This is a genomic window from Loktanella sp. DJP18 (assembly GCF_049310965.1).
In the GTDB taxonomy this organism is placed as follows: Bacteria; Pseudomonadota; Alphaproteobacteria; order Rhodobacterales; family Rhodobacteraceae; genus Loktanella.
In genome coordinates, this window is record NZ_JBMERN010000223.1 from 1 (window position 1) to 3539 (window position 3539).

Consider the following 3539-nt stretch of genomic DNA (forward strand, 5'->3'; position numbering starts at 1 on the left):
ACGGAAACAAGTAGAGATGTCATCACCGTCGAGGTGGAGATTTGGCTAAGGTCAGAGCCTAAACTTCGACGAATTCAATTGATCGGGCAAGTTTGCCGTAGCGGTTCTTTTCGGCAACAGGCTCTGATCATGCTATTGAAGACGGGCCACTCCATCATCTGCTTCTAAACAGCAAGTTAAGGAGGAAACCACATGCGACTTACAACATACCTTACCGCCACAGGCGCGCTCGTCGTGTCTCTTGCGGCAGCACCTCTCTATGCTCAGGACGCCAGCAAAAACCTATCCAACCCACAAGACGCTCCTTCTCAGCCGCTCGCCGATGAGACTACACCTGCAAACGAGACCAATACGCGGATGAACGGCACCACGGGTGACTCTGACCCGGTCGTCGTGACCGTGGGTGACGCTGAAATACTCAATTCTGACGTCATGCGCGCGATCGGTATGCTGCCTCCTGCAATGCGCCAGCAGCCCGCCGATATGCTGCTACCAGCGGCAGTGCAGCAACTGGTCCTGCGTGAACTTATCTTAGACCGTGCAGGTAGTGAAAACCTTGCGGACGACCCGGACTTTGCTACCATGTCCGACCAAGCGACCGCAGAGGCAAGGGAAGACGTCACGGTGCAGTTCTGGCTGCAGCGCGAGATGGCCGATGCTGTCAACGCGGAAACGGTAAACGCCGCCTACGAGCAAATCAAACAGAGCATCAACGGCGAAGTGCCCCCTCTTGATGCGATCCGACCGCAGATCGAACAGGAGCTCCGCCGTCGCGAGATGGACCGGATCCGGGCCGATCTACAGACGAAAGGACCGGAAATCACCTTCGCAAATCAAGGTCAGCAGCAGGTAGACTATTCCGATGGGGCCTTCTGCACAGCTAACTATGCCCCTGAAGGTGACACTACACTGCAGGCGGGGTCCGAGTTCGCCGAGATGGATCTCGATGGCGACGGCATGGTCACGCAAGAAGAATATCGGCAATGCCGAATGGCCGCTGCAAAGAACTGAGCCAAGAGCGCCGGCGGCACGAGCCGCCGGCCGCCACATACAGAGCCACGGAAGAGGTTGAAAGCGGCGATCCCGTTATTCGGGTAGCGGGGATGGCCCGCCCTCCGACCTTACAAAACTTTATAGGTGCTGTCAGGACGCCGACGATGCCCAATCCCATATGCATTCTTAGGCACACACCACGAGGATGGAGAACCCCCTTATGAATACCCCGATCCGCAAGCACATTTCTGGCGTTACCTTGGCTGCCGTTCTGGCCGGTACTACTGCCATTACCATAACCCCTACCACAGCACTGGCGGTCCCCGCCGGTGGCTACGGCGATATAGTCGAGACATTGGCCCCTGCCGTGGTCTTCATCGAAGTCACGGGAAAGGCGCAAGACACACAGTCCATTGCCGACGCGCTGCCGCCGGGCTTTCCACGCGAGGAGTTGGAGCGCCGCTTTGGTCCGATGTTCCCGGACCAAGGGGAAGGCAACAACGACGCACCTGCACAAGGGCTGGGATCTGGCTTCATCATTTCCAAAGACGGGTTGATCGTTACCAATAACCACGTGGTCGACGGGGCTGAGACCGTTAAAGTGAAGCTGAACGACGACAAGGAATATGATGCCGAAGTCATTGGTGCTGACCCCTTGACGGATATTGCACTGATCAAAATCACCGCAGATGTTGACCTGCCTACCGTGCCTTGGGGCGATAGCGAGACCGTGCGTGCCGGTGACGAGGCACTAGCCATCGGTAACCCATTCGGGCTTGGCGGCACCGTGACCGCGGGCATCGTATCCGCCGTGTCGCGCGACATCCATTCCGGACCCTACGACGACTACATCCAGACCGATGCTGCGATCAACCACGGCAATTCTGGCGGCCCTCTGTTCAATGCCGAGGGAGAAGTCATTGGCGTCAACACAATGATCTTCAGCCCCGGTGGCGGGTCCGTAGGCATAGGTTTTGCAGTACCCTCTGATCTGGTCCAGAAAGTTGTGACCGATCTGCAGGATGATGGCTCCATCGCCCGCGGCTGGCTGGGCGTTCAGATCAAACCCATGACCGAAGAGATTGCCTCGGTTCTGGGATACGACGAACCAAAGGGTGCGGTTATCGAAGATGTGACTGCAGACAGCCCTGCAGCTGAGGCTGGCCTCGAAACTGGCGACATCATCCTCACGTTCGCCGACAAGGACATTGCCGATGTGGGCGACCTGACCCGCGCCGTGGCTGATACGACGCCTGGGTCCGATACCAAGGCCATCGTTTGGCGCGAGGGCAAAGAGGTGACAATCGATGTCACCGTAGGCGATCTCGCCAAACAAGCCGCCTGACACTGACTGAGCTGCGGCACACCCTCGTTGCGCGGGGTGTGCCGCCCCAAGGACAAGATTTGGCTGCGAAGCACCAGCGGGGTTCGGCAACGCCACTAAGGGGGCGGGGCCATTTTTACGAACCGGGACAATGGGCCTCATCTTGCAGAGGGATTGCCATGGCACAGGGGAACGCGATGAGAATTCTCGTGGTCGAGGACGACCGAATTACCGGCCAGTACGTCGCCCGCAGCTTGCGCGGAGAAGGCCATACCGTCGATCTGGTCGACAACGGCAATGACGGTCTGATTCAAGCCACTCGCTCCAACCATGACGTGATGATCGTTGATTGGATGCTGCCCCAAATTGACGGCCTGACGCTGGTCAAATCCCTGAGGGTGATTGGCAAGCACACACCAGTTCTGTTTCTGACGGCCATGGGATCGGTCGAAGACCGGATCATGGGTCTAAACGCCGGAGCGGACGACTACCTCGTGAAGCCTTTCGTCTTCGGTGAGCTTTCGGCCCGTATTAATGCATTGGCTCGGCGTCCGCGCTCACCGGCACAGGACACAGTTCTGCGTGCCGGCGATTTGAGCGTAAATCTTGTTAGCCGTGACGTGATGCGGGCAAAGCAAAAGATCAAGCTGTTGCCACGTGAATTTGCCATTCTGGAACATCTATTACGTCGAAAGGGCCAGTTCCAAACCCGTAGCATGCTGCTGGAGAACATCTGGGGCATTTCCTTTGATCCCCAAACCAACGTGGTGGAAACCCATATCAGCCGGTTGCGGTCCAAAGTCGACAAGCCATTCGACGCCGACCTGATCAAGACAGTACGCGGAGTCGGTTACCGGATTGAGGAATGACCCACATGTGCGCAGTACTGCGCCCCAGACTTGGGTTCGATCGTGTCCCAATACTTGGTGTAAGAAACGTGATGTTGATTTCCACCCAGAAGTGACCCGGGTTTTCCACCGAGATTTGACCAACCTTTAGCTTATGTTTCGGGGCTCAGGCTTTGGTCAAGTCATGAGTGTCCTCCTTTGTTTTCCGCGCAGCTGCAGCCGAACTGGCCTTGAAGCGGAAGCTGTCGTTTCCGATCTCCAGGATGTGGCAGCGATGGGTCAGGCGGTCGAGGAGCGCGGTCGTCATCTTGGCGTCGTTGGCTTTATTCGCCGGGCAAAACCCTCGCGATGACCTCGAGGACCTTTTTTGTGCG

The 3539-nt window shown here is 57.3% G+C and carries 4 protein-coding genes; 3 read left to right on the forward strand and 1 reads right to left on the reverse strand.

Annotated features, from left to right (window positions below):
• Positions 1-192 precede the first annotated feature (192 nt).
• The 3 genes from ACOI1H_RS24185 (at position 193) to ACOI1H_RS24195 (ending at position 3186) form a co-directional block, all read left to right on the forward strand.
• Positions 193-1011 carry a hypothetical protein gene (locus ACOI1H_RS24185; RefSeq protein WP_422440766.1) on the forward strand — a complete coding sequence of 273 codons (819 nt, stop codon included), beginning with the start codon at positions 193-195 and terminating at the stop codon, positions 1009-1011.
• Between the two features lie 202 nt (positions 1012-1213).
• Positions 1214-2338, forward strand: a complete 1125-nt coding sequence (locus ACOI1H_RS24190; protein WP_422440767.1) for a Do family serine endopeptidase — start codon at positions 1214-1216, stop codon at positions 2336-2338.
• Between the two features lie 176 nt (positions 2339-2514).
• Positions 2515-3186, forward strand: coding sequence for a response regulator (locus ACOI1H_RS24195; RefSeq protein ID WP_422440770.1), 672 nt, complete (start codon positions 2515-2517; stop codon positions 3184-3186).
• A gap of 145 nt (positions 3187-3331) precedes the next feature.
• Here the strand turns inward: ACOI1H_RS24195 and ACOI1H_RS24200 are convergent.
• Positions 3332-3539: ATP-binding protein (locus ACOI1H_RS24200; RefSeq protein WP_422440769.1), on the reverse strand; the 208-nt coding region annotated here is incomplete at its 5' end.